This window comes from Alienimonas sp. DA493, from assembly GCF_043951915.1.
Lineage (GTDB): Bacteria > Planctomycetota > Planctomycetia > Planctomycetales > Planctomycetaceae > Alienimonas.
In genome coordinates, this window is record NZ_JBINJD010000227.1 from 1 (window position 1) to 6,337 (window position 6,337).

5 protein-coding genes are annotated in these 6,337 nt (G+C 72.8%); 2 read left to right on the forward strand and 3 right to left on the reverse strand.

Annotation, left to right across the window (positions count from 1 at the left end; translation table 11 throughout):
* Nucleotides 1-81: 81 nt before the first annotated feature.
* Nucleotides 82-2,202 carry a DEAD/DEAH box helicase gene (locus tag ACG2DA_RS21210; RefSeq protein ID WP_395258484.1) on the reverse strand — a complete coding sequence of 707 codons (2,121 nt, stop codon included), beginning with the start codon at nucleotides 2,200-2,202 and terminating at the stop codon, nucleotides 82-84.
* A gap of 481 nt (nucleotides 2,203-2,683) precedes the next feature.
* Between ACG2DA_RS21210 and ACG2DA_RS21215 the strand changes: the two genes are divergently transcribed.
* Complete coding sequence (locus tag ACG2DA_RS21215) at nucleotides 2,684-3,553, forward strand: hypothetical protein (RefSeq protein WP_395258485.1); 870 nt, start codon at nucleotides 2,684-2,686, stop codon at nucleotides 3,551-3,553.
* A gap of 34 nt (nucleotides 3,554-3,587) precedes the next feature.
* On the opposite strand, the gene ACG2DA_RS21220 is transcribed toward ACG2DA_RS21215, so the two are convergent.
* Together ACG2DA_RS21220 and ACG2DA_RS21225 are read right to left on the reverse strand one after the other, a co-directional pair.
* Nucleotides 3,588-4,433: a lysophospholipid acyltransferase family protein gene (locus tag ACG2DA_RS21220; protein ID WP_395258487.1), complete on the reverse strand. Its 846-nt coding sequence runs from the start codon at nucleotides 4,431-4,433 to the stop codon at nucleotides 3,588-3,590.
* Between the two features lie 84 nt (nucleotides 4,434-4,517).
* Nucleotides 4,518-4,724 carry a hypothetical protein gene (locus ACG2DA_RS21225; RefSeq protein WP_395258488.1) on the reverse strand — a complete coding sequence of 69 codons (207 nt, stop codon included), beginning with the start codon at nucleotides 4,722-4,724 and terminating at the stop codon, nucleotides 4,518-4,520.
* A gap of 339 nt (nucleotides 4,725-5,063) precedes the next feature.
* Between ACG2DA_RS21225 and ACG2DA_RS21230 the strand changes: the two genes are divergently transcribed.
* A complete protein-coding gene (locus ACG2DA_RS21230) occupies nucleotides 5,064-6,254 on the forward strand; it encodes a DUF1559 domain-containing protein (protein ID WP_395258490.1) in 1,191 nt (396 codons plus the stop codon).
* Nucleotides 6,255-6,337: the final 83 nt, after the last annotated feature.

Here is a 6,337-nt window from a genome sequence, read left to right on the forward strand (position 1 = left end):
AGGCCCCGCGGGGCCTCGGCGTTACGGGAACGAACAGATCGTGGCGCGGTGCGGGTTACGCCGCAAACGTTTCGCCGTCGCTCACGCCTCGCGGTCGTAGCGGACGTTGACCTTGTCGCCGCGGAGGCCGCCGCGGGAGAGGGATTGAATCACCGCGTCGGCGGCTTGTTTGGGGACGTCGACGAGGCTGAAGCTCGACGTGATCGTGATCGCGCCGATGTCGCCGCCGTTCAGGTGCGTTTCGCCGGCGATGGCGCCGACGAGGTCGCCCGGACGCACGCCGGAGTCGCGGCCGGCGGAGACCCACAGGCGGGCGGCGTGCGGGGGCACCGGGCCGGGCGTCCGCGGGCCGCCCTTGCCCTTGAACTTGGGACCGCCGCCGGGGCCGCCGCTGAACTTCGGGCCGCCCTTGCCGCGGGGGCCGGACGGGCCGCCGGGGCCCTTGGAATGCGACGGCGGGGCGCCGAGGTCCTCAATCGGCTCGGTGCCGAAGGCCGTGCGGTGGGCCAGGGCGGCGGCCGCCAGGGCCAGCGTTTCCGGACCGAATTCCTTGTCCAACTCCGCCAGCACGGGGGCGAGCTGGTCGCGGAGCTTGGCGAACTCCTTCGAGGTCGCCGCGTCCTTCAGCGCCGCCCGGGTTTTCTTCAACCGGCCGGTGATCACGTCGTCGGCGGCGGGCAGGTCGGTGATCGCCACGTCCGCGTTGGCGGCCTTGGCGAACTGGTTCAATTTGAACCGCTCCTTGGGGTGCAGGAACGTGACGACCCGGCCGACGCGGCCGGCCCGACCGACGCGGCCGCAGCGGTGCACGAACGGCTCCGGCCCGTTGGGCAGGTCCGCGTGCACGACGTGCGTCAGTTCCGGCACGTCGAGCCCGCGGGCGGCGACGTCGGTGGCGACGACCACGTTCAACGTCCCGCCGCGGAGGCGTTCGACGACCTTGCTCCGCTGGTCCTGCGTGAGCCCGCCGTGCAGGGCCGCGGCCCGACGGCCGCAGCGGTTCAACTCGGTCGTGAGGTCGTCGGCGCCGCCGCGGGTCCGGCAGAAGATCAGCGTCGGGCCGGCGCCGTCCACTTCCAGAATGCGGTCGATCGCGGCGGCCTTCTCGTGCCGGCGGACGAAGTGGGCGCTGTGCACCACGCGGGCGTCCTCACCCTTCGCCGCCTGCGACTTGCCGATCTCGATGCGGACCGGGTTCGACAGGTGCTTGTCCGCGATCGCGTGGATCCGCGGCGGCAGCGTGGCGCTGACCAGCACGGTCTGCCGACCGGGCGGGGTGAAGTCGAGGACGGCCTCGATCTCCTCCTGGAAGCCCATATCGAGCATCTCGTCGGCCTCGTCCAGCACGCAGGCCAGGGAGCCGGAGAGGTCCAGGTTGCCCCGCTTGAGCAGGTCCAACGCCCGGCCGGGGGTGGCGACGACCACGTCCACGCCGCGGCGGAGGGCCGACAGCTGCGGGCCGAACGACTCGCCGCCGACGACGGTGAGGATGTTCACCCGCATCTCGCCGCGGTAGGCCCGGAAGGCCTCGGCGACCTGGGCGGCCAGTTCGCGGGTGGGGGCCATGCAGAAGATCGCCGGGCCGGGGCGTTCCTCCGGGGCGTCCGGAGCGGTCTCGGCGGCCCGCAGGCGGTCGAGCAGCGGGAGGGCGAAGGCGGCCGTTTTGCCGGTGCCGGTCGCCGCCTGCCCGAGCACGTCCCGCCCGGCGAGGATCGCGGGGATCACCTCCGCCTGTACGGGGGTCGGGGTCTCGTACCCCTTCGCCGCGAGGGCCTTCAGCAGCGAATCGGACAGCCCCAGCTTGGCGAAGCCGGACTTCGACGGTTCGGGTTTCGCTTCGGGCTTGGGCTCCGGCTGCGGCTCCGGCTTCTTCAGTTCGACCTTCTTCGGGGCGTCGGCCGCGTTCGGGGCGGTCTCGGCGGCGGGCGGCACGACGGCGGGGATCGGCGGTTCGCCGGCGCCGCAGGCGGGGGGGGCGTCGCCCAGCAGGGCGGCGGTTTCGAGGTGCGGCTCCGGCGGGGCCTCGTCTTCGACGACGACCTCGGCGGCGCCGTCCGCCGCCTCGGCGACTTCCTCGTCGGCGGGCAGGTCGTCGGCGGACGCCTCGGCCGGTTGGGCGTCGACGTGTTCGGGGCGGACGGATACGGGGGCGTCGTCGTCGGCTTGGGACGGCGGCGCGGCGGAGAGCAGGGCGGTATTCATGGCAGACCGGGGGCGTAATTCTTTGGAAAAGCGATCGAAAAGTGCGCGCGGTGCGGGTGTGCCGGCCGCGCGCGGGTTCGATCCGCGATTCGCCGAAGTGCCCGCCAGTCCCGTAATCGTCGGCCGGGGCGCATCCCGGAGCCGATCGGATCAGACGGCCTCACGCCGGAGGGAACTCCGGGGCCGGAGAGGTTCGCCAAATGGAGAACGTGCCGGCGGCCGTCGGGGGGTGCCCCGTCCGCGTTCGTCCCGGTGTCTCTCCCATCGCCTCCCTCGATCGTCCGAAACGGACGGTGCGAGGGGCGAAGCAGGCAGAACCCGGGCCGGAGCGGGGCAAGAGCGAGCCGGAGTGTACCCGCGTGCGGCCGGCTCGGCTAGTGGCTGGGCCGTCGCCAAGCGGCGCCGCGGGCTGGCCAGCGGTCCCGGGGCGCCGAAGATCGATCGGTTCCCGCCCCGACCCGCCCCCGTTCCGCCGCCCCCGATGCCGCTCCGCTCGCCGTCGTTCCGCTCGCCGTCGTTCCGTTCGCCGTCGGTGGTCGGGCTGTGCGGCGCGCTGTTGTGCCTGGCGGCGATCCCGGTCCGTGCGGGCGAGGCGGTCGTCGGGCCGATTCCGGAGGGGGTGAAGCTCGATTCCTTCTATCGAAAGCACGTCGACGCCGGCGGCGTGCCGGTGGTCGGGTCGGAGCGGGTCTCCGACGCGGCGCTGATCGCCGCCGCCGCCGTCGTGGAGCGCATGTTGAGCGCGCGACCGCCGTTGCGGGCGGCGCTGGCCGCGCGCGGGGCCCGGCTGGCGCTGATCGGCCGGGACGAGGCGACGACCGACCTGCCCGAGTACGAGGGCCTGCGACGCCGCAAAGCCTACTGGGATCGGCGGGCCCGCGGCTTCGGCGGCACGCCCGCCCAACCGATGACCAGCGCCGGCGAGGAGAACGTGCTCGGCCTGCCCGCCGACCGCTACCGCGGCGAGAGCGTCCTGATCCACGAATTCGCCCACGCCGTGCACCACATCGGCCTGACCGAACTCGACGAGGGCTTCGACGACCGCCTGCAAACCGCCTTCGACGCGGCGATCGAGGCCGGGCGGTGGGCGGAGACCTACGCCGCGACGAACCCCTCCGAATACTTCGCCGAGGGCGTGCAGTGCTACTTCGACTGCAACGCGGCCGCGGACCCGCCGAACGGCGTGCACAACGCGATCCGCACCCGCGAACAGCTGCGGGACTACGACCCGGCCCTGTACGAACTGATCGACGAAGCGTTCGGCCGAAACCGCTGGCGGTGGACGCCCCCCGGCGCCCACCGCCAGGCCTGGGAGGACCGCGAACGGGACGACCGGGACGCGGCGGAATAGGACCGCCGCCGGTCAAAGCCCCGGGAAAGCCCGCTCAGGCGGCCCGCCGCACGGGGCGGCCGGCGTCAGGAGGGTTCAGCACGTCGGCCGTGTCGGCCGTGTCGGCCGTGTCGGCCGTGTCGGGCCGTTCGGCGGTCGGCGTGCCGGGGTCGGCGTCGCCGTGGGCGATCACGCCGGCCCGGGACTCCTGCCGGGCGATCGCCGTTTCGACCCGCCGGCGCCAGGCGGTCAGTTCCTCCCGGTCGGCGTCGCGGGGCAGGAGCAGCGGCGGGCCGGCGCAGAAGACGACGCGGCTGAACGGCTTGGGCAGCACGAGCACGGACCAGCCGCCCTTCAGCGTCCACGCCGACGGGCAGGCGACCGCCATCGGCACGATCGGGCGGCCGGTGCGGCTGGCCAGGAACAGCACGCCCGGCTTGAGTTCCCGCCGCGGGCCGCGGGGGCCGTCGGGGGTGATGCCCACGTTCAGCGTCGCGCACTCGTCCAGAATCTGCCGGACCGCCGCGGCCCCGCCGCGGCTGGTCGACCCGCGAACGGTCTTCAGCCCGACGGCGGTCATCGCGTCGGCCAGATAGCCGCCGTCGCGGTGCTGCGAGATCAACCCGGCTCCGGCGGCGTGCGGCCGGGCGAAGACCGACGGCACGATCCACTCGTGCCAGAAGGGGTAGAACCCGTAGGTCCGCGGCTCCGCCGGTTCCTTCGGCATCCCCCGCAGCCGCCCGCTGACGCCCGGCCGGCCCGGTTCGCCGAGGCGGCCGACGAACGGGCTGGTGCCCGGTTCGCAGTACGCCTCGACCCGGCAGGTGCGCAGCCAGACGGTCAGCAGACGGGCCGCGAAGCCGGCCAACAGACGGTTGAGGGTTTTGTTGCGGATCTTCATCGCCGACCGCCAGGGGGAGGGGCCCGTGTGATCGCACAAACCGGCCCGCAGGCGAAGAAGAATTGTCGGCCGACGGCCTGCGGGTCAGGCGTCGTTGGGATCGTAGGGCTCGTCGCCGGCCGGGGGGGCTTCGGCGGTGGGGTCGTCGGACGGCGGGACGTACCCGTCTTCCACCCCGCCGCCGCACCCCGCCAGCGGGAGGGCCAATCCCAGCAGGGCGAACGCGGTCAGCGCCGCGGAAAGGCGGGACGCCGACGGGACGTGCGGGGCGGGGGAGCGACGATTGAGCATGAGCGGATCAAATTGCGGGGACGGCGGGGGCGCCGCGGGGCCGCGCCGAACCTGCGCGGCTCGACCCGGCGCCTCGACCGAGGGATACCCGGGGACGCGCTCCGCCGCCACCGGGCGAACCCCGGCCCGGGCCGACGGGGCCTCTGCCGGCCAAGGAAATTCCCGCGCGGCGGTTGACGTGGGGCAGTTCTTGCGTAGATGCCGAATGACGCCTAGCATCGAAATCTTCTGGTCCGTTTTTTCGCAGGCGGCGCTCCTCTCGCGTTCGCGGACGCCGGGGCGTTTCGAGTTCTCACGACTCCCCCGCTCTTCCTCCTTTTCGCCCTCCTGAGGCCCAAGATGTTCGTCCCTCTTCGCTGCGCCGCGCCGGTCCGGCGCCGGTCCGGCTTCACGCTGATCGAACTGCTGGTGGTGATCGCGATCATCGCGATCCTCGTGTCCCTGCTGCTGCCGGCCGTGCAGCAGGCGCGTGAGGCCGCCCGCCGGAGTCAGTGCCAGAACAACCTCAAGCAGTTGGGGCTGGCCATGCACAACTACCACAGCACGTTCAAGGTGTTCCCGGCGGCGTCCGGCGGGACGCAGGGGCCCGGGGGGAACGGCGGACAGCTCAGTTTTCTGCCCCCGCTGACGCCGTACCTGGACCAGACGGCGCTGTGGAACCAGCTGAGCAACCCGCTGGACACGAACGGCGACGGGACGCCCGAGTTCCCCGCGTTCGGCGCCGCCACGGACAACTCCGGCTATCCGCCCTGGACCTATCAGATCGCCACCCTGATCTGCCCCTCCGACGGCACGCCGATCGCGGCCAATGCGGACACCAACTACGGCCTGAACTTCGGCGACAACGGCCTGCACGCCGACAGCGACCCGTTTAAAGCCCGCGTCCGCGGCCGCGGCATGGGCATCGCGGCCTGGGGGACCGGCTCCAATACCGTGATGCAGAACCTCGGCCTGAAGGACGCCCGCGACGGCACGGTCAACACCCTGCTGATCGGCGAGTGCGGCCGCACCCTCGACCACAATTCGTTCATCGGGGCCTGCGCCATTGTGGACTTGCAGTGGAGCGGGCCGGAGTCCGACAGCACTTACGCCTGCTTCAACAACCCCTATACGGTGTGCGTGGGCGCGGTCGAGGATCCGAACAACCCCGGCTTCTACAAGCCCGGCCTGGCGCGGCCCACCAGCGACGGGAAACGCACGGAGGTCCGCGGCAAAGCCTGGGCCGACCACAGCGCGGAGTACTCCGCCGGGTTCCACACGATCAGCCCGCCCAACGGCCCCTCCTGCGTGCGGGACGTGTCCCCCAACCACGGCAACCGGCAGGGCAAGGGCATCCTCGCCCCCAGCAGCTACCACACCGGCGGAGCCCAGTTCTGCATGGTCGACGGCAGCGTGACGTTCATCTCCGAAACGATCGACACCGGCGCCCTGAAGGACGACGCGGAGAACGTCGTCACCGGCAAGAGCCCCTACGGCGTGTGGGGCGGCCTCGGCAGCCGCTCCGGCGGCGAACCGGCCGGCGAGTTCTGAGCCGCCGCCCGCCTCACCGCGACCCGTCCGCCGCCCGCCCCGGGGCCTCCCGGGGCGGGCGGTTTTTCGGTCCGGAGCCCGAA

What these genes read in the sequence shown, in the direction of transcription:
- ACG2DA_RS21210 (WP_395258484.1), bottom strand. Translation starts at nt 2,202, where the DNA reads ATGAATACCGCCCTGCTCTCCGCCGCGCCGCCGTCCCAAGCCGACGAC.
- ACG2DA_RS21220 (WP_395258487.1), bottom strand. Translation starts at nt 4,433, where the DNA reads ATGAAGATCCGCAACAAAACCCTCAACCGTCTGTTGGCCGGCTTCGCG.
- ACG2DA_RS21225 (WP_395258488.1), bottom strand. Translation starts at nt 4,724, where the DNA reads ATGCTCAATCGTCGCTCCCCCGCCCCGCACGTCCCGTCGGCGTCCCGC.
- ACG2DA_RS21230 (WP_395258490.1), top strand. Translation starts at nt 5,064, where the DNA reads ATGTTCGTCCCTCTTCGCTGCGCCGCGCCGGTCCGGCGCCGGTCCGGC.
- ACG2DA_RS21215 (WP_395258485.1), top strand. Translation starts at nt 2,684, where the DNA reads ATGCCGCTCCGCTCGCCGTCGTTCCGCTCGCCGTCGTTCCGTTCGCCG.